Origin of the sequence: Krasilnikovia sp. M28-CT-15 (assembly GCF_047159595.1) — a bacterium.
Taxonomy (GTDB): domain Bacteria; phylum Actinomycetota; class Actinomycetes; order Mycobacteriales; family Micromonosporaceae; genus Actinoplanes.
Map to the genome: position 1 here is coordinate 2,205,790 of NZ_BAAGAK010000001.1, position 22,645 is coordinate 2,228,434.

General features: G+C 72.1%; 20 protein-coding genes. 9 read left to right on the plus strand and 11 right to left on the minus strand.

Annotated features, from left to right (window positions below):
* Positions 1–47 precede the first annotated feature (47 nt).
* Together ACMCNO_RS10535 and ACMCNO_RS10540 are read left to right on the plus strand one after the other, a co-directional pair.
* On the plus strand, positions 48–830 hold the full coding sequence (locus ACMCNO_RS10535; protein ID WP_412749220.1) for a type 1 glutamine amidotransferase: 783 nt from the start codon (positions 48–50) through the stop codon (positions 828–830).
* Positions 831–915: 85 nt separating this feature from the next.
* Positions 916–3,927 carry a bifunctional [glutamine synthetase] adenylyltransferase/[glutamine synthetase]-adenylyl-L-tyrosine phosphorylase gene (locus ACMCNO_RS10540; protein ID WP_412749221.1) on the plus strand — a complete coding sequence of 1,004 codons (3,012 nt, stop codon included), beginning with the start codon at positions 916–918 and terminating at the stop codon, positions 3,925–3,927.
* A gap of 43 nt (positions 3,928–3,970) precedes the next feature.
* On the opposite strand, the gene ACMCNO_RS10545 is transcribed toward ACMCNO_RS10540, so the two are convergent.
* Positions 3,971–5,605 (minus strand): hypothetical protein, encoded by a 1,635-nt coding sequence (locus ACMCNO_RS10545; protein ID WP_412753665.1) that lies wholly within the window; start codon positions 5,603–5,605, stop codon positions 3,971–3,973.
* A 179-nt stretch (positions 5,606–5,784) separates the two neighbouring features.
* Here ACMCNO_RS10545 and mptB (ACMCNO_RS10550) point away from each other — a divergent pair, with 179 nt between their 5' ends.
* Positions 5,785–7,284 (plus strand): polyprenol phosphomannose-dependent alpha 1,6 mannosyltransferase MptB, encoded by a 1,500-nt coding sequence (mptB, locus tag ACMCNO_RS10550; RefSeq protein ID WP_412749222.1) that lies wholly within the window; start codon positions 5,785–5,787, stop codon positions 7,282–7,284.
* A 47-nt stretch (positions 7,285–7,331) separates the two neighbouring features.
* Positions 7,332–8,816: a polyprenol phosphomannose-dependent alpha 1,6 mannosyltransferase MptB gene (mptB, locus tag ACMCNO_RS10555; RefSeq protein ID WP_412749223.1), complete on the plus strand. Its 1,485-nt coding sequence runs from the start codon at positions 7,332–7,334 to the stop codon at positions 8,814–8,816.
* Positions 8,817–8,856: 40 nt separating this feature from the next.
* On the opposite strand, the gene ACMCNO_RS10560 is transcribed toward mptB (ACMCNO_RS10555), so the two are convergent.
* Complete coding sequence (locus ACMCNO_RS10560) at positions 8,857–9,504, minus strand: hypothetical protein (RefSeq protein ID WP_412749224.1); 648 nt, start codon at positions 9,502–9,504, stop codon at positions 8,857–8,859.
* A gap of 86 nt (positions 9,505–9,590) precedes the next feature.
* Here ACMCNO_RS10560 and ACMCNO_RS10565 point away from each other — a divergent pair, with 86 nt between their 5' ends.
* A complete protein-coding gene (locus ACMCNO_RS10565) occupies positions 9,591–10,187 on the plus strand; it encodes a TetR/AcrR family transcriptional regulator (protein ID WP_412749225.1) in 597 nt (198 codons plus the stop codon).
* Between the two features lie 86 nt (positions 10,188–10,273).
* On the plus strand, positions 10,274–11,494 hold the full coding sequence (locus ACMCNO_RS10570; protein WP_412749226.1) for a PQQ-binding-like beta-propeller repeat protein: 1,221 nt from the start codon (positions 10,274–10,276) through the stop codon (positions 11,492–11,494).
* Between the two features lie 15 nt (positions 11,495–11,509).
* Here ACMCNO_RS10570 and ACMCNO_RS10575 read toward each other — a convergent pair whose 3' ends face one another.
* The gene (locus ACMCNO_RS10575; protein ID WP_412749227.1) at positions 11,510–12,223 is read right to left on the minus strand and encodes a hypothetical protein; all 714 of its coding nucleotides are present in this window, start codon (positions 12,221–12,223) and stop codon (positions 11,510–11,512) included.
* 46 nt (positions 12,224–12,269) lie between these two features.
* Positions 12,270–14,075, minus strand: a complete 1,806-nt coding sequence (locus ACMCNO_RS10580; RefSeq protein ID WP_412749228.1) for a DUF4012 domain-containing protein — start codon at positions 14,073–14,075, stop codon at positions 12,270–12,272.
* Between the two features lie 440 nt (positions 14,076–14,515).
* On the opposite strand from ACMCNO_RS10580, the gene ACMCNO_RS10585 reads away from it, so the two are divergent.
* Entirely contained in the window at positions 14,516–16,273 is a 1,758-nt protein-coding gene (locus tag ACMCNO_RS10585) for a PQQ-binding-like beta-propeller repeat protein (protein WP_412749229.1), read from the plus strand.
* Between the two features lie 100 nt (positions 16,274–16,373).
* Here ACMCNO_RS10585 and ACMCNO_RS10590 read toward each other — a convergent pair whose 3' ends face one another.
* Positions 16,374–16,841, minus strand: a complete 468-nt coding sequence (locus ACMCNO_RS10590; RefSeq protein WP_412749230.1) for a hypothetical protein — start codon at positions 16,839–16,841, stop codon at positions 16,374–16,376.
* Positions 16,842–16,940: 99 nt separating this feature from the next.
* On the opposite strand from ACMCNO_RS10590, the gene ACMCNO_RS10595 reads away from it, so the two are divergent.
* Positions 16,941–17,372, plus strand: a complete 432-nt coding sequence (locus tag ACMCNO_RS10595) for a MarR family winged helix-turn-helix transcriptional regulator (RefSeq protein ID WP_412749231.1) — start codon at positions 16,941–16,943, stop codon at positions 17,370–17,372.
* A gap of 237 nt (positions 17,373–17,609) precedes the next feature.
* On the opposite strand, the gene ACMCNO_RS10600 is transcribed toward ACMCNO_RS10595, so the two are convergent.
* Both ACMCNO_RS10600 and ACMCNO_RS10605 read right to left on the minus strand, forming a co-directional pair.
* Positions 17,610–18,056 (minus strand): hypothetical protein, encoded by a 447-nt coding sequence (locus ACMCNO_RS10600; RefSeq protein WP_412749232.1) that lies wholly within the window; start codon positions 18,054–18,056, stop codon positions 17,610–17,612.
* Between the two features lie 457 nt (positions 18,057–18,513).
* Positions 18,514–19,440 carry an acetyltransferase gene (locus ACMCNO_RS10605; RefSeq protein ID WP_412749233.1) on the minus strand — a complete coding sequence of 309 codons (927 nt, stop codon included), beginning with the start codon at positions 19,438–19,440 and terminating at the stop codon, positions 18,514–18,516.
* 671 nt (positions 19,441–20,111) lie between these two features.
* Here ACMCNO_RS10605 and ACMCNO_RS10610 point away from each other — a divergent pair.
* Positions 20,112–20,354: a hypothetical protein gene (locus ACMCNO_RS10610; RefSeq protein WP_412749234.1), complete on the plus strand. Its 243-nt coding sequence runs from the start codon at positions 20,112–20,114 to the stop codon at positions 20,352–20,354.
* A 582-nt stretch (positions 20,355–20,936) separates the two neighbouring features.
* Here the strand turns inward: ACMCNO_RS10610 and ACMCNO_RS10615 are convergent.
* The 4 genes from ACMCNO_RS10615 to ACMCNO_RS10630 are packed head-to-tail and all read right to left on the minus strand — an operon-like array spanning position 20,937 to position 22,605.
* Positions 20,937–21,635 (minus strand): class I SAM-dependent methyltransferase, encoded by a 699-nt coding sequence (locus ACMCNO_RS10615; RefSeq protein WP_412749235.1) that lies wholly within the window; start codon positions 21,633–21,635, stop codon positions 20,937–20,939.
* Positions 21,632–22,042, minus strand: a complete 411-nt coding sequence (locus tag ACMCNO_RS10620; protein WP_412749236.1) for a DMT family transporter — start codon at positions 22,040–22,042, stop codon at positions 21,632–21,634. The genes ACMCNO_RS10615 and ACMCNO_RS10620 overlap by 4 nt, the downstream gene beginning before the upstream one ends.
* Entirely contained in the window at positions 22,039–22,413 is a 375-nt protein-coding gene (locus ACMCNO_RS10625) for a hypothetical protein (RefSeq protein ID WP_412749237.1), read from the minus strand. Before ACMCNO_RS10625 ends, ACMCNO_RS10620 begins: the two co-directional genes overlap by 4 nt.
* Positions 22,414–22,416: 3 nt before the next feature.
* Entirely contained in the window at positions 22,417–22,605 is a 189-nt protein-coding gene (locus ACMCNO_RS10630) for a hypothetical protein (RefSeq protein WP_412749238.1), read from the minus strand.
* Positions 22,606–22,645 lie beyond the last annotated feature (40 nt).

Genomic DNA, 22,645 nt, shown 5'->3' on the forward strand with positions numbered 1-22,645 from the left:
CGCGATCCGGCCATGGCGGGAGGAGGGTCATTCGTTAGCCTCGGGGGGTGGGTACTGCGCTGGTGGTGGAGAACGACCCGACGGACGATCTGCGCCGGCTCGGTGACTGGTTCGCCGAGGCCGGTCTGGCGGTGAGCGTGGTGCGCCCGCACCTGGGCGAGCCGCTGCCGGAAAGCCTGGACGATCACATCGCCCTCGTGGTGCTGGGCGGCGAGCAGCAGGCGTACCCGAATGCCGCGGGGGAGCCCGGCGCGCCCTGGTTCCCGGCGGTGGAGGCGCTGCTGCGCAAGGCCGTTCGGCACCGGGTGCCGACGCTGGGCGTCTGCCTCGGCGGTCAGCTCCTGGCGGCCGCGCACGGCGGCCAGGTGGAACGCAGCACGGCCGGGCCGGAGATCGGGCCCGCCCTGATCGGGCGGCGCGACGCCGCGGACACCGACCCCCTTTTCCGGTACGTGCCGCTGCTGCCCGACGTGATCCAGTGGCACAGCGACGAGATCACCGAGCTGCCCGCGGGCGCGGTGCTGCTGGCCGCGTCGACCCGGTACCCGCACCAGGCGTTCCGGCTCGGCGACCGGGCCTGGGGGGTGCAGTTCCACATCGAGTGCGACGCCGCGATGATCGCCGACTGGGCGACCGACTCGACCCTGCTGGCGGAGCTGGGATACGACCCGGAGGTGGTGGTGGCCGCCACCGCCGAGGTGCTGCCCGATGTGGAGGAAGTGTGGCAGCCGTTCGCGGCCCGGTTCGCCGCGCTGGCCCAGGGCACCCTTCCGGACGCGGACATCGCGAGCCCGGGCACCGGCCCCACCCTGCCGTTGCTGGGCCGATGACCGCCGCGCCGCCGCCGCGCCGCCCGGACATCCGTGCGCTTGCGCCTTCCGGCGGCGAGCGTGCGGGTGCTGCGCGGGGGCGGCGATGACCCGGCTCAGCCGCCTCGCCCGCTACGGCTTCGACGACGGAGCCCGCGCTGCCGAGCTGCTCGGTGAGTCCGGGCTGCGGCTGTGGGACCCGGCCGCGCAGGAACCCCTCGACGACTCCGGGGGCGAGCTGCTGCACGCCCTGTCCCGCGCCGCCGACCCCAACCTGGCGCTGCTGCAGCTGCACCGCATGGTCGAGTCCGTGGGACGCGCCGCGATCCGCGGCAACGGCGGCTCGGTCGCCGGGTCCCGGGGGCCGATCGCGGACAACCCGGCCGCGGCGGCCGTCCTGACCGCGCTGGGTGGCGACGTCGGCCTGCGGCGGCGCCTGCTGGCCGTGCTCGGCGCCTCTGCTGCGCTGGGCGATCACCTCGTCGCCAACCCGGACGAGTGGCGGGTGCTGGCCACGGGTAAGACGGGGCTGCCGCCCAACGCCGAGGGTCATCTCGAGTTCGGCGATTCGGCGGGGGAGGGGCCGCCGACCGTGCCCGCGTTGCGCCGGGCGTACCGGATCTCGCTGTTGCGGATCGCGGCCGCCGACCTGACCGGGGGCCGCGGCCTGGAGCCGACGATGGCCGCCCTGTCCCGCCTCGCCGACGAGACCCTCGCCGCGGCGTACACGATCGCGGTGGGTGAGCTGGCGGCGCCCGCGCCCGGGCTGGCGGTCGTCGCGATGGGCAAGTGCGGCGGCGTCGAGCTCAACTACGTGTCCGATGTGGACGTCATCTTCGTCGCGCGCGCCGACGAGGATCTGGCCGCGGGCACGACGGTGGCGGCGCGGCTGATCGAGATCTGCGGGCAGGTCGCCTGGCCGGTGGACGCCGCCCTGCGGCCCGAGGGCAGCCGTGGCCCGCTGGTGCGGACCCTGGCCAGCCACGACGCCTACTACCGGCGGTGGGCGCGGACCTGGGAGTTCCAGGCCCTGCTCAAGGCCCGGCCCGCGGCCGGGGATCTCGCTTTGGCGCAGGAGTGGATCGACAACCTGGCGCCGCTGGTGTGGCATGCGGCGGAGCGGCCCGAGGCGGTCGACGACGTTCGCGACATGCGCCGCAAAATCATCGAGAATGTCCCGCCCAAGGAGCTGGCCCGGGAGATCAAGCGAGGGCCGGGCGGGCTGCGCGACATCGAGTTCGCGGTGCAGCTGCTGCAGCTCGTGCACGGCCGCATCGACGAGACACTGCACGAGCCCGGCACGCTGCCCGCGCTGCGCGCGCTGGTCGCGGGCGGCTACGTGGGCCGGGAGGACGGCGAGACGCTGCTGCGCGGCTACCGCTTCCTGCGTTCCGTCGAGCACCGGCTGCAACTGCAACACCTGCGCCGCACCCACACCGTGCCCGACGACCCCGCGGCGCTGCGGTGGCTGGCCGCCGCCCTCGGGTACACCGCGGTGCCCGGCCGCGACGCGGTCGAGGAGTTCCGCGCCGACTGGGTGGGCCACGCCGCGCAGGTCCGCCGCCTGCACGTGAAGCTGCTGTACCGGCCGCTGCTGGAGGCGGTGGCCCGGGTGCCCGCCGAGGCGCTGCGGATGACACCCGAGTCCGCGGGCCGCCGGCTGGAGATCCTCGGCTTCGCCGACCCGGGCGCGGCCCTGCGGCACCTGCAGGCGCTGACCGGCGGGGTCACCCGTACCTCCGCGATCCAGCGCACGCTGCTGCCGATGCTGCTACAGGAGTTCGCGGACGCGCCCGAGCCGGACCGGGGCCTGCTCAACTACCGGCACGTCTCCGACAAGCTGGGCAGTACCCCCTGGTATCTGCGGCTGCTGCGCGACGGCGGCCCGGTGGCCCGCCGCCTGGCCCGGGTGCTCAGCCTGTCCCGGTACGCGACGGACCTGCTCACCCGCGACCCGGAGGCGCTGCGCCTGCTGGCCGACGACGCCGAGCTGCAGCCGCGACCGGCCGACGTGCTGCGCCACGGCTTCCAGGCCGCCGCCGAACGGTACGCCGACCCGCAGAAGGCGATCGAGGCGGTCCGCGCACTGCGCCGCCGGGAGCTGTTCCGCGTCGCCTGCGCGGACATCCTCAGCCGCGCCGGGGACCTGGCCCCCGAACACCCGCTCGACGTCGATGCGATCGGCATCGCGCTCTCCGACGTCACGGACGCCACCCTGAGCGCCGCGCTCGGCGCCGCCCGGCGGGCCCGGCCCGGCCCGGATGGCCTGCGTTTCGCGGTGATCGGCATGGGCCGCCTCGGCGGGTACGAGATGAGTTACCCCTCCGACGCCGACGTCCTGTTCGTCTACGACGCCCCGGCGGCCACCCCGGAAAGCGAGGCGTCCGCCGCCGCGCACGCGATCGCCGAGGAGCTGCGCCGCCTGCTGTCCGCGCCCGCCCCCGACCCGCCGCTGGGCGTCGACGCCGACCTGCGCCCCGAAGGCCGCCAGGGTCCGCTCGTGCGCAGCCTCGCCGCGTACGCGCAGTACTACGCCCGCTGGTCACGGGTATGGGAGTCGCAGGCGTTGCTGCGTGCCCGGTTCGTCTGCGGGGACGCCGGACTGGGGGCCGAATTCGAGCAGCTCGCCGACGGCATGCGCTACCCCGGTGGCGGGCTCACCCGGGAGCAGGTCGTGGAGATCCGCCGGATCAAGGCCCGGGTGGAACGCGAGCGGATGCCCCGCAACGCCGACCCGCACACGCACACGAAGCTGGGCCGGGGCGGGCTGGCCGACGTCGAGTGGGCGGTCCAGCTGCTCCAGCTGCGGCACGCGTACGACCTGCCGGAGCTGCGGCTCACCCGGACCCTGGAGGCGCTGGCCGCCGCCCGCGACGGCGGGCTCGTCGACCGGTCCGACGCGGCCGCGCTGGCCGCGGGCTGGACCCTGGCGGCCCGGGTGCGTAACGCGCTCACCCTGGTCCGTGGCCGCCCCACCGACCAGCTGCCGCAGCACGGGGTCGAGCTGGCCGGGGCGGTGCAACTGCTCGGCGGGGGCGATCCGGGCGAGTTCGTGGACCGCTACCTGCGCGTGACCCGCCATTCCCGCGCCGCCATGGAACGCGTCCTCGACTCCTGATGCCGGCCCCCTACCAACCGGCCCGCTACGAACCGGCCCGCTACTAAGAGGTCAGGGTGTACCGGCCCGCGGTGGGGACCCGGACCACGGTCCAGTCCCCGTCGGCTGCCACGGTCGCGCCGCCGTTCGCGCGCAGCCAGCGGGAGTACCGGACCCGCACCCGCACGTCACCGGCGGCCGGAGCGTCGAACGTGACCGCCGCCGCCGTGTGCCTCACCTGCTGGGCCGGGGCCGCGACGATCGGCGCCGGATCGGTCACCGCGTACAGCTGCCAGCGGGCGTCGGACCACACCGGCGTCAGGTACGGCAGGCCGCCCGCGATCAGCGCCGCCTCCGCACGGCCCACCCAGGACAGTTCTGCCTTCGGGACGGCCACGTACTGCACCGCCTCCCGGGTCAGCCAGTCCCGGTAGGTGTCCGCGGTCAGCGCCACGCCGGTGCCGGATGCGCCGGGCACGGTGGTGAAGAACAGCGGGTTGCGGTCGATGTCGGCCTGCCGCAGCCAGCCCCGGGCCAGCGGCACGTCGCCGAGGTATGCCGCCTCCCAGTAGTCGCGGGTCGGCGGGATCTCCACGCGTCCGGTCAGGGGTTCGCCCGCCAGCCGGGCGCGCAGCGGCGCGAAGAACCCCGGATCGGCCGTGGGATTGCCGATGTCGCGGACATCGGCCATCACGACCGGCGGCTGCCACCAGCACACCGCCACCAGCATCGCGCCCAGCGCCCACGGCCGCCACCGGGCGGAACCCCGGCCACCCGGACGGGCCGTCCGCTCGCCGGACCGGGCGGGCGGGTCACCGGGCCGGGCCGTCTGCTCGGCGGATCGGGAGGTCAGGGCGGTGGGCAGCCAGACGGGCGGGTGGGCGCAGGCGGCCAGCACGGGCAGCCCGAACATGACCGCCAGCCGGGTCGCGTTCAGGCCGACCGGGGTGTGCACGAGAGCGGCCGCGACCACCCCGGCCGCGGACAGCAGTGCGCCGTAGCGGACCGGGCGGTGCGGCACCAGCGCGGCCACCAGCAGGCTCACCCCGACCGCCTTGACCGCGTCCGCGTGGCTGATGTTCATCCACCCGCCGTCGCCGAACAGCCCGGCGCTCACCGCGAGCGGCACCGCCGCGGGGACGGCCACCAGCAGCCCGTCGCCCCACCGGCGAGCCGCCATCAGAGCGACCCCGGCCAGCCCGAGGAACACCCCGGCCACCGGGCTGGTCGCGGACGCCAGCAGCGCGGCGGCCACGGCAGCCGCGCGCAGCCGGGGGTACGTGAGAGCCAGCAGCGCCGCCAGCCCGAACGCGACGCCGAGCGCGTACGTGACCCGGCCCGACAGCAGGTTCCCGGTCAGGCACACCGCGCCGACCAGGGCGCCCGGCAGCGGCCGGGCGACCCGGGTGCGGCGCAGCAGCGCGGCGAACGTCACCGCGGACACCACGAGGGCCAGCACCCCGGTGAGGCGGACGCCCAGCAGGGCCATCACGGGCTGCGACACCAGGCTGTAGCCGAGCTGGTTCACCCCCGCGTACCAGCGCTGGTCGACGACCGTCCAGCCGTGGGTGGCGAAGAATCCGGCGCGGGCCACCTGGGCGGACAGATCCGAGCCGGGCCGGGGCAGTAGCAGGTACACGACGCCGAGGGCCGCCGCCAGTCCGGCGGTGACCGCTTCGGTTCGCCACCGGGCCCACACGGCCACCGACAGTACCCGGCGCCACGCGCGGCCGAGGGCACCGCGCGTGGGCGACCGCAGGTCCCGGCGCTACCGACGGCGCCGAGTGCAGCGGCCCGCGTGGGGCCTCGGCGGACGCCACGGGCACGCGTGGACGCGGGGCACCGCCGGTTGCGGTGCGTCACGGTAGGGTGGCCGCCATGCTCCGCGCCCGCCTGGTCCGCTACGGGGGCCTGGCGGGCAGCCTGCTGCTGGCACTGGCCGCCCAGCTGGGTGGTGCCACCCGGCCGTGGCATCCCACGATGACCCCGCGCACCGTGTTCTCCGGTACTGACGGTGTCCTCCTGCCGTTGAGCTGGCTGCTCGGCACCAGCCTGCTGATCGGGGCGTGGTGGCTGGGCCGTACGGCGGTGCCGTCGCTGCGATGGGCATACGTGACGGCCGCGGTGTGGGCCGTACCGCTGCTGCCGGTGCTCCCGCTGGGCAGTTACGACGTCTACTCGTACGCCTGCCAGGGGTATGCGCTGGCGGCCGGGCACGACCCGTACGCGGCGGGGGTCAGCGTGCTGGGCTGCCCGTGGGCGGATGCGGTGGCACCGACGTGGCGTGCCGCGCCCGCCCCGTACGGTCCGGTGTTTCTGCTGCTGGCGGCGGGGGCGGCGAAGTTGGGTGGTGGTCTGGCCGGGACGGTCGCGGTGCTGCGCGCGCTGGCCGTGCTCGGTGTGGTGCTGGTCGGCGCGTGCCTGCCGGTGCTGGCCCGGCGTCACGGGGTGCCGCCGGAACGGGCGGCGTGGCTGGTGCTGGCCTGTCCGCTGGTGGCCGTGCACCTGGTGGCGGGCGCGCACAATGACGCCGTGATGGTGGGCCTGCTGGTCGCGGGCCTGGCCGTCGCCACTGCCGTGGGCGCGGCGCCGCCGGGGTCACGGCTCGACCGCCCGGCTGTCCGGCTCGCTCTGCTGGCCGGTGCCGGGGTGCTGCTGGGGCTGGCGGTCGGGGTGAAGGTCACTGCGGTGGTGGTGTTGCCGTTCGCGGTCCTCCTGAGCGCTGGCACCGAGCAGCCTGCGACGGTCGTGGCGCGGCGGGAACGTCAAGATCGACAGGGGTCCGGCCCCGTCCCGTTGCGGGCGCTGCTGCGCCCCGGTGCCGTGCTGGCGGCCGGGGCGGCGGGTGCGCTGGGGGCGGTGTCGCTGGCCGCCGGGCTCGGGTTCGGCTGGATTCGCAACCTGGCCGACAGCGGGGTCTCCGTACAGTGGACGTCGCCGCCCACCGCGGTCGGCCTCAGCGTGTCCGCCCTGGCCAGGGTGTTCGGCGCCGACATCGACGCGGTGCCGGTGGCGCGGTTGGCGGGCGTCGTGGCGCTCGCGGCCGTGCTGGTGGCGCTCTGGTGGCGGGCCCGCGGCGGTGGGGCGCTGCTCGGCGCGGGACTGGCGCTCGCCGCCACGGTTGCGCTGGCCCCGGTGTTCCACCCCTGGTATCTGACCTGGCCGCTGGCGGTGCTGGCGGCGACGTCCGTCGGTGCGCGCCGGTGGCTGGCCGCGGCGTGCGCGGTGGCGGCGGCGTTGTGCCTGCCCGACGGCTACAACCTCGCGCTGGCGACCCGGGTCCAGGGCGCGTTCGCGGTCACCGCGCTACTGGTCGTGATGCTGGTGGTACCGCTGGTGCGGGCGCGGCGGCGGGTGCCGGGGCGGACCGGATCTTAATCACTGTCCGCGACATGCGGTGTGGGCCGTCTCGTATCCTGACGCGCATGTTCACCCCCCGCTCGGTTCGCTACCTCGGCATGGTCGGCAGCCTGCTGACCGCGCTCTGCGCCTACCTGGGGGGTGCGGAACTCCTGCGCGGCAACGCCTACAACGTGGTGGACATGCTGCGCGGCGACCTCGGTGTGCTGCTCCCGGTGTGCTGGGCGACGGGCACGGCGCTGCTCATCACCGCCTGGTGGCACGGGCGGCGGGTGGTCCCGTCCACCCGGTGGGCGCTGGTCACGGCCGGGTTGTGGGCGTTGCCGCTGCTGCCGTTCCTGCCGCTGGGCAGCGAGGACGTCTACTCGTACGCCTGCCAGGGCTATGTCCAGGCGGCCGGCGGCGACCCGTACGCGACCAACGCCCTGGCGTTCGGTTGTCCCTGGCTCGGCTCCGTCTCGGAGGCGTGGCGCGATTCCCCCGCCCCGTACGGTCCGTTGTTCCTGCTGTTGTCCGCGGCCGCGGTGCGTGTCGGCGGCACCCTGGTCGGGACGGTCGCGGTCTTCCGCCTGATCGCGGTGGCCGGGGTGGCGCTGATCGCGGTGGGGGTGCCCGCGCTGGCCCGCCGGGCCGGGGTGGCGCCGGTGAAGGCCACGTGGACCGTGCTGGCCTGCCCGCTCGTGCTGATTCACCTGGTCTCCGGCGCGCACAACGACGCCGTGATGATCGGCCTGCTGGTGGCCGGTCTCGCCCTGGTGGCCGGCCTGCGCCCGGCCGCGACCGAGCCGGGTGCGCCGTTGCTGCCCCGGACGGCGGTGCTGGCGCTGGGCGGCGCGCTGCTCGGCCTCGCGGTCGGGGTCAAGGCGACCGCGGTGGTGGTGCTGCCGTTCGCGGTGCTGGCGGCCGTGCCGCGCGGGACGTCGCTGCGCGCGCTGTGGCGGCCCGGCGCGGCGGTCGGCGGCGGCGCCGTCGGTGCCCTGGCCGTCCTGTCCCTGCTGTCCGGGCGCGGGGTGGGCTGGGCGTACGGGCTGCTGCGCAGCGGGGACACCATCGAGTGGACCTCGCCGTCGACCGCGATCGGGTTGACCGTGGGCAGGCTCCTGTCGGTGTTCGGCCTCCATGTGGACGCGCTGCCGGCGGTCCGGCTGATCGCCACGGTGCTGCTTGTCCCGGCGCTGGTGGCGTTGTGGTGGTGGGCCCGCCGGGGCGACGCGCTGCTGGGGGCGGGGCTGGCACTGGCGCTGACCGTGGTGCTGGCCCCGGTCTTCCACCCGTGGTACGCGCTCTGGCCCCTGGCGGTGCTCGCCGCGACCTGGACGCGGTCCGAGACGATCTTCACCCGCTGGATGCTGGTGCCGTGCGCTTTCGCGGCGACGTTGACGATTCCCGACGGGCACAACTGGGCGCTGGCCACCAAGACGCAGGGTTCGCTGGCGATGACGGCGGGGCTGGTCGCGCTCGCGGTCTGGCTGGTGCGCCGCAACCGCGCGGAGCGGCGTGACGCAGGGGAATCGTCGTTGCTCGCGCCGGAGCGCGCCGACCTGCGCTGAGGCGCGAACCCGAGCCCGGGCCGCCGTGCCGGGGAAGGGTTCAGCGCTGCGTAGCCGGGTCGGGGTCGTCGGCGTACTCGCGGGTGAGTGCGACCAGGGCGTCCGGCTCGTCGGCGTAGAGCCGGATCTCGCCGACGTTCTCGGTGCGCCCGGCGGGCAGATCGATCGCCAGCGGTCGCCGCAACACGACGTCGACGCTGGTCTGGCGGCCGGCGCCGACGCTCAGTACGGTGCCGGAGTCCGCCTGCTCCAGGTGGACCGTGCGGTTGGAGTCCAGCGACCGGTAGCGCGCCCGGACGGATTCGACCGCGTCCCACGGAACGAGGAACTCGAGGGTGGCGCCGTTGCGGACGCGTAGCCCCGCGGGCCCGGCGACGTGCGGGTGGATGCGCAGCATCGCCATCAGGCCGATCATCCACAGCAGGCCGTAGACGCCGAGGACCAGGACGGTACGGCGCAGCCCTTCCCAGGGCAGGACGTGCTGCAGGATGAGGTCGAAGATCGGGATCTCGACGGCGGACAGCACGATGAACGCCCACAGGATGGGTTTGACCACGCCGATGTAGCTGAAGACCCGGGCGCCCGGCTCGAGGCGCAGCGGTTTGCGGAAGATCCAGCGGTAGAGGCTGTGCCACATGGCCACCTCGTACGCGACCAGCTTGCGCAGCATCGGTACGGCGCGCGACATGGGCATCCTCCTTTTGCGTTGCAGTCGCAATCTTAAAGTGCCCCCTGGTCGGAGTCAATGCGACTGCAATGTGAAAGCATGGGCGCATGCCGAAGAAGGTCGACCACCAGGCGCGCCGGACCTTGATCGCCGACGCGCTGATGCGGGTCGCCGCCACCAGTGGGCTGGAGGCGGTCAGCCTGCGCCATGTGGCTGCCGAGGCGGGAGTGACCTCGGGCATGGTGCAGCACTACTTCGCCACCAAGGACGAGATGATGACCTTCGCCCTGGCGGTGATCCGCGAACGCAACGAGGCCCGGGTGGCCCGGGCGGTCGCCGCCCTCGGCCAGCCGTTGACCCCGGGTGCGCTGGTCCGCACGATCCTGGTCGAGTTGCTGCCGCTCGACGACCAGCGGCGGGCCGACGGCCGCGTCGCCCTGGCATTCCTCGCCTACACCGCGGTCCGCCCCGCCGCGGCGACCCGGATGCGGGAGGACACCGACCAGATGGTCGCCTTCATCGCCGACCAGATCCGCGCCGCGCGGGCCACCGGGGACAGCCCGGCCACCCTGAACGCCGAACACGCCGCGGCCGGCCTGCTGGCCGCCATGGAGGGGCTCGGGGTCTATCTGCTCGGCGGCCAGTACGACGCGCAGACCGCGGTGTCCGCACTCGACGATCATCTGTCCCTGATCTTCACCTAGGACGGCGCGGTCCGGCATCGTCGTTCACCGTGACGCGACGGCGACGAATCCAGGAAAAAGCGGATTCATCCCTACCCTGGTGCCTTGTGAAGAAGCCAGAAGCAGGGCGAACCGCCGTCCTCGCGGCCGCCGTCGTTGTCGCCACCGGGCTGGTCGCGCCCCCGTCGGCCTGGGGTGCCCGGCAGCGCCCCGCGGTCGGCGCGACCGCGACCGCGTGGGCTCAGGACGGCTTCGACCCGGCGAACACCAGCTACAACGCCCATGAGTCGAGCATCAACGCGTCGACGATCGCGAAGGTCAAGCGTCGCTGGCGGATCGCGGTGCCCGCCTTCCCGACGGACTGCCCCACGGCCCAGGCGCCGGTCGTCGCGGGCAGCCGGGTGTTCCTCACCGACGACGCCGGGGTGGCCGCGTTCCGGATCAGCGACGGCCGTCTGCTGTGGCGGTGGAACCGCCCGCTCGCCGAGACCCAGGGTTCGGCGCATGTCGCCGTGGTGGGCGGCACGCTCGTCGTCGGCTTCGCCCACTGCGGCAGTGTCAGCGCGCCGACCGGCAGCCTGTACGCCTTCGGCGTCGCCACCGGGGCGGTGCGGTGGAGCAAGGTCCGTTCCGTGGCGGTGGCCAGCATGGTGGCCGACCGGGGCCTGATCGTCGTCTCGGGCGCCTCCGAGGACCCGGAAGGGATCGTGCTGGTCTACCGGCCCAGCGACGGCGCCGAGGTGTGGTCGCGGCACGGCGTCACGAACCGCAGCAACGTGTCCTCTCAGGGCCGTCTGCTCCTGTCGGTGTACGGCGGCGGCACGGTGTGCGTCTCCACCGCCACCGGCGCGGAGCTGTGGCGACGCGCGCAACCCTATGAAGGGGTGCTGACCGCGAGCCCCGCCGGTGACCGGTACTTCGTGATCGACTTCGACCACGTCCTACGCGCCGTGGACGCCGCCACCGGAGCGACCGTGTGGAGCCGTCCCGGGGTGGAGATCTTTTCCGGGAACAACACCGTGGCCACCGACGGCCGCCGGCTGTTCGTCGCGGTCGGCCGGACGCTTACTGCGTTCCGGGCCGACAGCGGGGCGGTCAGCTGGACCAGGACCCTCTCCGGTGGCGTGGGCCCTCCGGTCCGCGCCGGTGGCCTGGTCTACACGGTCGTGAGCACCGACATGGGTTCGTCGCTGGCGATCCTCCAGGCCGCCACCGGTGCCTCCGCGGCCAACGGCAGCGCCTTCCGCGGCGCGGAGGGCCACGCGGTGGTCGTCAACGGGCGCCTCTACCTCAGACAGTCCGCCGCGTTGAGCCTCTACCGGCCCTAGCGCGGCTCGCGGCCCTCACCGGCCGAGGCCGACCGGGTCCGGCTGCCGCCGGCGCCGACGACGGCTCGGGGCGGCGAGCCACAGCAGGACCACGCCGACGGCGGCGAGGACGACACCGGTCATGACCTGGCGGGTGAGCTGGCCGCCGTCGGTGCCGGTGACCGGCAGCCCGTTGCCCGTCTCCCCGTTGCCCGTCTCGCCGCTGCCCTGCCCGCCGCCGCCCGGCCCGCCACCCGGGCCCGCGCCTTGTCCGCCGCCGGACAGCGGGGTCACGCGTACGGTGAAGCCGGTCAGCGTGCCCGAGGTCACGCCCGCGGCGGTGAGGTTCAGCACCCCGCCCTGCACGAGGTCGGTGACCGACGCCGGGACCGTGAAGACGAAGTCCCCGTTGGAGTCGGCGGTGGTGGCGCCGATCAGGGTCCCGGGCGCGGGCAGCCGGCGCAACGGCGCCACGAACGCGACCGGGACCGGGCCGCCGGACCGCTCGGCCGCGGACAGCTCGTGGGCGACCAGGGTGGTGTTCACCGAGGCCAGGAAGATCTGGACCGTCTCGAAGGGGATGTACCCGCTGCCCCGGATGACGATGGGAGACCCCGCCGGCACGGACGCGGGCGCGGCCACGGTGGGCTCCTCGCCCGGCACGTACGGATCGGCCGACGCCGCGGTCGGTCCGGCGAGCACCACGCCGATCACCACGGCGAGCGGCAGGAGTAGGCGGAGTCGGCGCACGGTAACCTCACCCAAGTTCGTCCTGATTAGTCCACTAAGAGGGAACCTAGCAAGGTTCAGATCGATTGATCCGAAGATTTCCGGTTGTCACCCCGGGCGTGCTCCGGAGCTGGGCGGGTGACCACGCGCCGGTGGGCGGCATGACCGCGGTGAGCAGGCGGAATTCGAGCGTCTGCCGGGCCCCGGGCCGCAGGTCGACGGTCACCTTCGCCACCACCCGCTCGCGCTCGGCGCCGATCGACCAGGAGGTGGGCCGCCCGTCCCGGGCCGCGTCGACGATGTCGCCACCCGTCGGGCTGAAGACCATGACATGGGTACGGATCGTGTACGGGTCACCCGCGAGGCCCATCCCGAGAACCGCACTCGTCAGGCCGTGCGACGGGGCCGTCGACGCCAGGGTGATCCGTACGCGCAACGCCCGCCTGCCCCCGACCGCGCACGTCTCACTCAGCTCCGCCGCATGCCGCAGGTAGAAGCCGAGCTTGGCGCCGCTGCCGTCGTTGAGGAAGACACCGACGGTCGGGGCGCCGCCGTCCCGTGCCGGCAATGTTCCCGCCAGCACCGTGGCAGCGACGAGCCGCTGTTCCGTGGGATGCGCGCTCCACAGCAGCACGCGCCGCTCCCCGGCGGCGCGTGACATCGCGGCGAGCGCGGGCCGGGGCGCGATGCGTCCGCGCAGCAGCGTCGCGAACACCGCGTTCGCGGCGTCGAGGAAGAACCGGTCCTGGGCGGACGGTGACGTGAGGCGCTGATAGGTGTCCGAGAGCAGGACGCGCACCGCGTTGGCCGCGGTGAGCGTCCAGCCGCCCGGGACCGCGATCGGCCCGGTGGCCTGAAGGACCAGCGACAACGCCACCGGATCCACCGCGATGACACCGTCGACGAGGCGGCCGGTGCGCTGGCGGTACATCTCCCGGAACAGCTTCGCCGCCGTGGGGAAGTCCGGGGTGAGATTGACGTCCGCTGGGTAGACGGCGGGCAGGTCACCGTACAGTCGGTGCTGGTCACGGCCCAGGCGGGCCACCGGCGGGTCGAAGCGTCGCAGGTCGCCCGTCGCCGTGCCGGTCTCGACGACCCGCACGGCGCCGTGTGTGGCGCGGACCATGGCGAATGCGCCGGGCATCCCGCCGGTGGCGCGGATCTCCGCCAGATTCTGGAACAGGATCAGATAGGTACGCGACCCGCCGTACCCGAGCATCGGCGGCAGCAGACGGATCGCGCGGGCGGCGGTGGCGGTGTCCGCGGCGGCGCGCTCCAGGCCGGTGCGCAGGCCGTCGATCGCGGCCGCCAGTTGCGGTACGAGCCGGCGGGTGGGTACGCCCGCTAGTTCCTCGAGGGCCGCCCGGATGGCCCGGTCGGCGGCATCGACCTGAACGGTCAGCCGGGCCAGCCCGGCCAGCCGGACGGTGCCGTCCCGTGGCGCCAGGCGCGCGGGGTCGACCGCGCCCGCGAGGTCGACCAGCTCGGGCATGCCCCGCCCGGCCAGATCGTCCACGACCTTGGCCACCGTCGATACCGCGGCCAGGTTGGCGCCGGCCTTCGGCAGGCGGGAGCCGAGTCGCCACAACGGGCCCTCGGTGTGCAGCCGGGCGGCGCGGGCATGGGCCTGCAGAACGGCCAGGGTCAGCCGGGCCGCCCGCGGGTCGCCGCGATCCAGTTCCTGGCGGAGCTGCTGTGCCAGCCGGGCGACCACCATGAGGTCGTCGCGGGTCCGGCCACCCATGGAGTGGAGCCGGTCGGCGGTGACACCAGCGGCGACGAGCGCCAGCACCGCCAGGCCGATCGCGACCCAGCGAACCGCACGCCGGATGGATGTCCGCCCCCGCCCGCCGCAGACCTCCTTTTTGTCCATTTGGTCACTAAATCACGGGTCCAACGGCGGGGTGTCGCATGCACGGGCGCCTCCTGCCCTGGCTGTACACGGGCTGCCCGCCAGCGCCGGCTGCCCGGCCCGCCCCGCGTCCTTGCGGACGGATGTGCAAAAGAGCCGGGTGTGGCCCAAGATTCAATCCATTGAACAGGTCATCGATGCCTCTGTAGCATGGCGGCCCGATGTCGCAGACGCGTGAAGGGCCAAGCATGACTGTTCCGGGCGAATCGTTCGGCCTGGCGATCCCGCCCTCCCCGGAGCACGGTCAAGCCCCAGCCGGAATCGCGGGGAAGACCGCGTCGAAGGCTTCCGGCGCAGAGCCCGGCGACAGCCCCGACACGACTGCTGCGGTCTCTGGGGAGTCCGCTGCCGCGAGCACCGCGGCCCCAGTGGAGTCCGCGGCTGCGAACACCGCGGCCCCAGTGGAGTCCGCTGCGGCGCCTGCCGCTGCCCTCGAGGAGTTCGCGGACGCTCCGTCGGCTCAGCCGGATGACCCGGAGGGCGAAGCGCCGGACCGCACCGGTTCCGGTCCGGACGCGACGCCCGCCGAAACACCGCCGATGCCGGGGCCGGCGTCGTCGGCCGAGAAGCCGGTCCGGTACGCGCCGGGCCGGGCCGAGGCGGCCACGCCCGTTGTCGTGATGCCGGTAGCGCACCACCCCACCGACACCAAGGCGGATGGCTTTCCCGTCCCACCGACCCAGGTGTCGAACGACCACCACTACGGCGAGCCGGTGGACCCGTGGGCCACTGCCGAGTCGCGAGCGCTGGCCATGGGTCAGACGCTGTACGTGGGTGGGCCGGAGATCTCCGATCCCGGTGCCGTCGCTGCCCGCAGACCGCGCCGGAAGTGGCTGCACGCCCTGATCGCGGTGGGTGTGACAAGCGTTCTCGCGCTGAGCGCGGCGGCCGTGATCGTCTACCTGCTGCCCAGGTACCCCGCGCTTGCATTCCATCGGCTCGGTGCAGAAACGCACTTCCCGCCCACCGTCCCGGTCAGCTCGTCATGGTCGGACGGCACCGCGACCAAGGACCGGTTCTACTTCGCCAGCTCCAACAAGACCGGGGCGGTCGGGGTGACCGCCGTCGACGCCACCGGCACGACGTCGATCTGGAGCACCACCGTGGCGGGCACCGCTGCCGGGTGGTCAGGTCTGATGGCGCTGCCGAACGGGGTACTGCTCCAGTCCGCCCCCGATCCCAGGACCAAGAAGTCCCGGCTCGTGGTTCTCGGTCCGGACCACGGCGAGCTGCTGTGGGAACACCTGCTCAGCGACGGCGACGACATGATCTTCGGCAAGACGGTCGCCGTGCACGTGGACCGCGCCGGGCACCAGTTGATGGGCCTGGACGTCACCACCGGACGCGAGCGTTGGCGGCTGATGGACCCGAAGGGCGCGAGCACCACCACCGTGCCCACCACGACACCCAATGACGTCTCCGGTGCGGCCAGCGCGCATGGCCGCCCGTTCGCGCCTGTCCTCGACGACGACCAGCGGATCGTGCAGATCACCGCCGACCACGCGGCGCGCGTCGTCGACCTGACCTCCGGCACCGTCGGCAAGTTGTGGCAGACCGACGCGGCCACCAACGACGAGGTCGTCGCACACAACGGTCGGCTGATCATCCGCGAGTCCAGCAACGTCGAGCGCATCGTCTCGTACGACCTCGGGTCGGGTAAGGCGACGTTGCTGTACACCGCCCAGCAGGACGTCAGGATCACCAAGCTGTCGGTGTGCGGCAACGACTGGATCTGTTTCGTCATGACGACCGATGGGGACGCCAAGCAGCAGCACGTGGTCAAGCTGCCCGTGGTCGGCGACGATCCGCCGTGGGAGAGCGGTCCGCTGGCCGGCATCGAACGGCTGACTCCGGTGGGCGACTCGCTGATCGTCAAGGTGTCGGGGTTTACGGCGATGCTCGACCCGAGCGGCCGGACGGCGTGGACCAATCCCGGCGCCGTGGTCCGGCTGGACTCCGGCAACGTGCTGCGTTTCGGGCACCCGTTGTCCAGCTCGGCGATCGACGACTCGCTGTCCGCGACACACCTCGGCGACGAGCCGGTGGAGCTCGGCCCGATCTACGACGTCCGTACGGACACCTGCGCCTGGAATACGACGACGCTCGCCTGCGTGACCGAGAAGGACTTCATGACGCAGCGCTTCGCCGCCGGAGACTGATCGGCCGGGTCCTGTCCGGCCATCGGCTGAGCGGGCCCGGCGCCGTTCCTGACCGCCATTTCCTGCCCGGCCGAGCTTGTGAGCCGTGCGCGCGGCATGATCAGGTATTCGGCCGGGGCGGAACGACCACCGCTTCGAGCTTGCTCAACGCGTTGAACAGGAACACGCCGGTGGCTGCGGTGAGGAGCATCCTGCACAGGTTGAGGATGTTCCATTGCCAGGCCAGCCGCGTCAGCTTCATCGTGTCGCCCAGGTTGTGCGGGTCGAACAGGTTCGTCACCACCATGGTCACGATGACACCGTTCAACACGGTGGCCAGCAGCGCGAACAGACCCGCGCGGCGGTAGTCGGCCCGCGCGGCGCCAACCTTGTTGACGGCCAGCAAGACCCAGACCAGGATCGGCGCCAGCATGGCCAGCGGAACGAAGTACATCGTCGGACCGGTGTTGACGAAGAACCCCTCGAGTCGCGTCATCTGCGCTGAGCTGTCCACGATCCAATTGGGTGAGAACACCACGGCCTCGTAGAGATTGCCGAAGAACCAGTGGGACATGCCCAGCAGAGCCACGACGGTCCACCACCACTGCGCTGTGCGCCTCATCATCGACCCCCAACCATCAGGTCCCTGACGCTACCATCAGGCTCCTGATGGTGAAAGGATCGGTGAGTGGCAGCCTCCTTCACACCGATGGATCCCGACGCGCAGCTCGGCTACCTTCTGGTCGTCTGCGCGGAGCAGATGTCGCGGGCGTGGCATCGAGCCCTGCGCCAGGCGGGGATCAACCCACGCCAGTTCAGCATGCTGGCCGTACTCGCCCACGAACCCGGCATCAGCCAGGCTGAACTCGCCAGGCGCGTGCTGATCACGCCGCAGAGCGTGAGCGAGTCGCTCAACCGGCTCATCGACATCGACCTCGTCACGCGCGGCGTCGCCGAACCAGGCAAGCCCGCCCAGCTCATGCTGACCCACGCCGGCCGCGCGGTGCTCGCCGACGCCTACCCTGTCGTCGAGACGTTCAACCGTGCCAGCTTCTCCGCCCTGACCGGCCAGGAGCGCAGCGTCATGGCACGACTGCTCCAGAAGCTGATCGCACCCTGACCAACGTGGCCGCGCCGGGGTGCCACAGAGGTGGCCTTCAATGACGACGACAGGGTGCTGCGCCTCGCGACGTACTCGTTGGTCTCGCGTTCGTTCTGGTACCGCTGGCTGAGCGCTGTGGACAGATCCCGAGTGACCATGGTCAGTGGTGGCAGCGGCCTTCGCTCCGCTTGAAGTGCTTGCCGTCCGAGGGCGACACGCGGGACACGCGAAATTCCCCTAAGCGGTCGACGAAGCCTACGTGTCGTATTCGCCGTTCCAGGGCGCGTGGAAACCCAAGCGGGCGGGGTGCAGCTCGGCCCAGTCGCTACTCCCATGGTCGCCGGACTCATCGACGAGTCCAAAGACCACACCATCGAAGTCCACACGGAACGGCTTGATGGCGATATCGCCAAACTGCCGGCCCGGCAGCACGTCGAGAAGGGTCCTGAGCGGCCCGGGGTCAAGCCGCACCTCATTGAACTGTCCGGTGCCAAGAAGGCGGATCTCCGAGGATTCATGGTTGCCGTCGTGGTCGAAGAGATGCATGACCGCATACCAGCGCATATTTTCACGGTGGGGTTCGTCTTCATCACGGTGCGCACCCGTAACCATGGCGAGGAACTGGCCACCGTCGTAGACGCCGATGGTGTCGGTCCGGTAACCAGGCTCATGCGCAATCGGGATCACCTCAGGCAGCGACATGAGGTTCACGGTAGATCGTCGAGCGAGACCACTTCCTCGGCCACTACCACACCGACGACCCCTTCATCCCGAATTAGGCCCGAGAGTCGATCATGGCTGCGTCGATGGCTGTTCTTGCCGGTAGCGACGTTGGGCCGTATAGGGATAGCCGGGGCCCTGCGGGGCAGAAACGCAAGATCCACCCCCGGTTCACTCCCCATGATCGACCTCGCATGGCTGGGTCTACGTCCTGCCGCGGCATCCCGTCGCGCAAGCTTCGCTCGTCCGGGCCGTGCCTGCCTGGGCCAGGTGGAGCGCCCCGCCGGACGAACGACTGGCGCAGGCAGGCACGGTCTGGTTGCCTCCGGTGCGCGATGGGGTGCCGGCCGGGCCTGCCATCCCGGAGCCGCCCGGGTCCAAGGATGGGCCCTGGCCGCCGGAGGCGTCACTTGTGGAAACCCTCGTGGGAGGCGGCAATCTAGTCCGGCAAGTCCGGTGTTCTGACGGAGCTGGGTGGTGGCGCGGGTGGTTCGAAGGCAACCCGCGCCCGCACCTGCCGGAACCCGGTCCGTTCCAGTTCCGCCACGACGGCCACTCGGTGGGCATCGACATCGGCGACCACCTCACGGGCGCCGTCCGAAGCGAGCACTCGGACCGCGTCGGCCAGCAGGTCGCTGCGGGCGGCCTGATCGAGCAGTCCGAGGTATGCCAGCAGCGGGTAGCAGGCTTGTCCGGCGGTGCCGGCCAGGCCGACCGGCTCTCCTGCGTCGAGAGCGATGCGCCAGTGTTCGGGTGGGCCGGTCAGCCAGGCGAGCGGATCGGTGGCCAGATCCACTCCGGCGACGGTCCGGGCTGTCTCCTGGCCGGTCAGGACCTCTGGTTCGGCGATTCGGGCGACCAGGAGGTTGATCTCTGCGGCGTCGACTGCCGGGCGGAAGCTGTAGCGGCCGGAGGCCGCGGGCAGAGGAGTACCCGTCCAGGTGCAGCGGAGCCGCTCTCCACGTTCGTCCAGCCCGGCGAGCCGGGCCGCTGCCATCGGCGCCGTGACCGCCGAGAGCACGTCGGGCCGGCGCCGCCAGTGTGCCGGCACCGCGGCGTAGTACACGGTGGGGCCGCCGAGTGCTTCGTGGGCGGCGTGGAGAAGCTTGGCGCCGACCTCGGGTTCGGCATCCAGGTCGAATCTGTCCAGCCACGGTGCGCCGACCGCACCCGGCGGGAGGGCCCACGCTGCCCGGCCGACGACCTGGCCGGCCTGGAGCGCGATCCAGGTGCGCTCGGGGCGGTAGCCGCCGGCGGCGATTCCGTCGGCGTAGCTGACTTGGCGAAGCTGCGGGAGCGGGTCGGGCATGGAGTCGAACAGTTGTTCCTCGCCCGCGACGAGCGGACGGATGACCGGATCGGTCATGGGTTGATCCTCCGGAAGACGATCGCCCCGGGTCAGATCCGCGTGTACGCCGGCACGCGGAGGGGGCGCAGAACATCGGACATTGTTCTGACCTCCTCTCGGCTCGACGGCGTGCCGGAGAAATTACGCGATGCCCGTGGCGGCCGCAACTGCGCGTCGGCGTCCGGTGTGGAACCGTGAGGCCCGGGTAGCTGCTCCATAAGTCCCACCCCGACTGTCGAAGCCCAGCGTCGGCCATGAGCCGGTTCGCGCTGGGCTTCGTATCGAGTACGTGCACGAGCGGCCGGACGTGCTTGACCGCACGCGGTCGCTGGTCGACAACGCGCTCGGCAGGACGCAAGCGGCGGCCACCCTGGCTGGGAGCCAGCAGTGACCGCCGCTTGGCGCGTTGTCGCCGCGATCTAGGTCGAGACCAAGATCAGGCCTGGGCTTGTGGGCGTATCTGCTGGTCAGGGCGTTGGCCACCGTTGGTCTGGTGGAGTGCGTTCGGGCGCGTTTCGCTAGATCATCTCCCAGATTTCTCCCAAAGATCTGGCAGTACGGACAGGCCGTCGCGCGGGTTGCGGCCGGCCGGGTCGCGTTCGCCTGCTTCGGCCGTCTCGCTTGTTGGGTTGACTTGCCCGCCCCGGCTTCAATCGATCATGATGACCGGCGTCTGCAAGGAGCTGATAGTGATCGTGCACCCATACGAGCGGTCGGGACCGCTTCAGGCCGTCATGGCCGTCAGCCTCATCATGGCGGTCATCTTCCTCACCAATGCCGCTTTCTGGGCCGAGGCACGCCTGGCGGCCGTGATGTCGTTCGCCTTGTTCTTGGTCAGTTTCACGCTGTACTTCGTGACTTGGCTCCTGCATGGACATGCAGCCTGGCTGAGGAGTCGCGACAGCGCGGAGGTAGTAGACGACGCCCGATAGCCGTCCCGCTGAAGGCCTCGCGGTCTGGTTGCCTCTGGTGCGCGATGGGAGGCGGCGAGCGGCCGGGCATCCCGGAGTCGCCGGGGTCTCGGGGCGGAGCCCCGGCCGCCGGAGGCGTCTGTCGTCCGTCAACCGGGGTAAGGCGGCTGGGTCTACGACCCCTGGCGCTCTGCGTCAACCTGCTCGACGAGCTCGGCATAAGTGCCTTCGCCCAGCTCAGGTTCCCGTACAAGTGCGCCGGACCATGGAATCGGGCAGGGCGGCTCGTGCTGCGGATCGGGGTACAGGAGCCGGGTAATCTGCTGGACGAGCTCGTCGGCCTGGCGCTCAGTCGCGTAGATGCCCAGCCGTATTTCCCAATGCCCAGTCTCGGCCGATGTTGGTGTGACGCCTCTCCTAGACCTCGAAGCCGGCTGCGGCGAGCAATTCGGTCTGCGCCTGCGCTGGGTGGAAGGCGGACCACAGCGTGGAGATGGCATGCCAGCGTTCGATTCATGCGGCCCATGATCGAGCTCGGCACCTGCGACGTCCTGTCGACGGTTTCCGGCGTACTCGGGCCCGTGCCTGCACGCCTGGATTCCCTCACGGTGCCGGTGCTGCTGCTGGGCTTGGCGCCTCGGTGTTGGCCGGGTCGGAGCTGAGTGGCTCGCGGCAGATCCAGAGATGTGCGGGTGGCACGTTGCTCCAGACGGTCGGGCTGCGCGTCACGTCGCCGAACGTCGCGGTAAGACGGCGGCGGAGCTGCCGTGCGGCCGGCAGCGGCCGGACCGGGACGGTGATGATCGTGGCGAAGGTGCCGTGCGGGTGCAGGACGTGGGCGATCCCGCTGAGGATCTGCTCCTGGGCTGGCGGTGGTATCAGTGACCAGGGCAGAGCGCTGATGATCAGGTCGACGGGTCCGATGGCGGCGTTGTGGAGCAAGCGGGGCAGGTCGGCGGCGTCACCGTGGATGACGTTCAGCGCGGGCCACGCCTGGGTCAGGTAGGCCGCCATCGCGGTGTTGCGTTCGACCGTGCAGAACGTGCTGTCGGGAGGCAACCGGGACTGTATGGCGCGGGTGATGGTGCCGCTGCCGGGGCCGAGTTCGACGACGGTGCGTGGTGCGCGGGCGGTGTCGATCAGGTCGGCGGCCTGTGCCGCCAGGGCCCGGCCGGTCGGGGCGATGGCGCCGATCTCGCGGGGCCTGCGCAGCGCAGCCAGGAGGAACCAAGTCGTGCCATGCGACTGAGCAGCTCTGGTCTGGATGCCCTGGGGGCTGGGTTGATGCTGGGCCGCGGTCATGGTGATGCCCTTCTGTCGATCTCGGACGCGGTGGTCAGCGATAGATCACTGCCGTGACTGCCGGCCGCGCGGGCCGGCGCCTGCGGCCGGCCGGTGAGGTGCAGCAGCGTGACACCGCCGATGATGAGGAGGATCGCGGCGATCTTGCGGGCGTTCATCGCCTCGCCGAACAGGGCTGCGCCGATGATGGCCAGCGCTGCCGTACCGACTCCCGACCAGATGGCGTAGGCGACGCCGACCTCGATGCCGGCCTTGAGGGCGCGGGCGAAGCAGACGTAGCTGACGACGTAGAGGGCGGCCGTCACGAGGGTCAGGATTCGGCTGCTCAGACCGTTGGAGGCGGTGAGTGTCGCTGTTGCGATCACCTCGGACACGATCGCCGCGCTGAGCAGCAGCCACGCCGTCATGGCTGCTTCTGCAGGGTCTCCCGGCAGACCTCGCGCCCGGCGGCGTGATTACGCGCGGCAACTGCACGCAGTGCTCGCCGCAGCGGGTGGTCGATGCGGCGCTCGGATGGCCTGTCGGCTCGTTGCGGGACCGTGCTCAGGGTGGCCGCCGGCGAGGACCGTGATGTCGGCTCAGCGGCCAGCCGGCGGCGCATCATGTCGTAGCCGTGCAGCAGGAGCCCGAGATCGTTCGCGTGAATCATCGCGGGTTGGCGATGACGGACAGCGACGGCGTACGCCTCGTGCGCGCGACGCATGAGGCCGGCGGACTGCTCCATGTCCAAGGCGAACACGTGGTTATCCTCGCCACCGTCAATGTGCAATTTGCACATCCTTTACACGTACTTAGAGCCCCTAACAAGATCTGCTGAATCGATGTTGATCAGCGCCATCGTGTCGAGATCCACCTCGTCGAGGGCGTGGGAAAGCCGTGGGTCATCGAGGACGAGCTGTGGGACCCGGATCGAGCCCCTCCAGGCTTGTGCCAGCTGGACAAGCAAGGAGTGACGGGCGATGCTGTCCATCGCCATCTCCGCACAACTCGACATCTCCGCTGGCGCGGTG

Coding starts and splice junctions, on each gene's coding strand:
- ACMCNO_RS10565 (WP_412749225.1), top strand. CDS start 9,591: ATGCCGAAGAAGGTCGACCACCAGGCGCGCCGGACCTTGATCGCCGAC.
- ACMCNO_RS10615 (WP_412749235.1), bottom strand. CDS start 21,635: ATGACCGCGGCCCAGCATCAACCCAGCCCCCAGGGCATCCAGACCAGA.
- ACMCNO_RS10560 (WP_412749224.1), bottom strand. CDS start 9,504: ATGTCGCGCGCCGTACCGATGCTGCGCAAGCTGGTCGCGTACGAGGTG.
- ACMCNO_RS10600 (WP_412749232.1), bottom strand. CDS start 18,056: ATGTCGCTGCCTGAGGTGATCCCGATTGCGCATGAGCCTGGTTACCGG.
- mptB (WP_412749223.1), top strand. CDS start 7,332: ATGTTCACCCCCCGCTCGGTTCGCTACCTCGGCATGGTCGGCAGCCTG.
- mptB (WP_412749222.1), top strand. CDS start 5,785: ATGCTCCGCGCCCGCCTGGTCCGCTACGGGGGCCTGGCGGGCAGCCTG.
- ACMCNO_RS10540 (WP_412749221.1), top strand. CDS start 916: ATGACCCGGCTCAGCCGCCTCGCCCGCTACGGCTTCGACGACGGAGCC.
- ACMCNO_RS10605 (WP_412749233.1), bottom strand. CDS start 19,440: ATGACCGATCCGGTCATCCGTCCGCTCGTCGCGGGCGAGGAACAACTG.
- ACMCNO_RS10625 (WP_412749237.1), bottom strand. CDS start 22,413: ATGTGCAAATTGCACATTGACGGTGGCGAGGATAACCACGTGTTCGCC.
- ACMCNO_RS10630 (WP_412749238.1), bottom strand. CDS start 22,605: ATGGACAGCATCGCCCGTCACTCCTTGCTTGTCCAGCTGGCACAAGCC.
- ACMCNO_RS10580 (WP_412749228.1), bottom strand. CDS start 14,075: ATGGACAAAAAGGAGGTCTGCGGCGGGCGGGGGCGGACATCCATCCGG.
- ACMCNO_RS10620 (WP_412749236.1), bottom strand. CDS start 22,042: ATGACGGCGTGGCTGCTGCTCAGCGCGGCGATCGTGTCCGAGGTGATC.